This is a genomic window from Lactobacillus corticis, assembly GCF_018327645.1.
In the GTDB taxonomy this organism is placed as follows: Bacteria; Bacillota; Bacilli; order Lactobacillales; family Lactobacillaceae; genus Lactobacillus; species Lactobacillus corticis.
The window spans coordinates 1-201 of sequence record NZ_BMAY01000095.1; the positions used below are offsets into that span (position 1 = coordinate 1).

The window sequence follows — 201 nt, forward strand, 5'->3', positions numbered from 1 at the left end:
AGTGCCTCGATTACGGCGCTGGTAGTATTCGAAAGCGCGATGATCAGCGAGATCGTGCGCGCCGGGATCGAATCGATCGACTACGGACAGATGGAAGGTGCACGAAGCAACGGGATGACGTACGTGCAGGCCATGTACCACATCATCGTGCCGCAGGCGGTGCACAACATGATACCGGCGCTGCTGTCGCAGTTCGTATCG

General features: G+C 58.2%; 1 protein-coding gene. It reads left to right on the plus strand.

What is annotated here, in order from left to right; genetic code table 11:
• The coding region (locus KI210_RS08885; protein WP_212781489.1) for an ABC transporter permease subunit at nucleotides 1–201 on the plus strand (201 nt) is incomplete at both ends.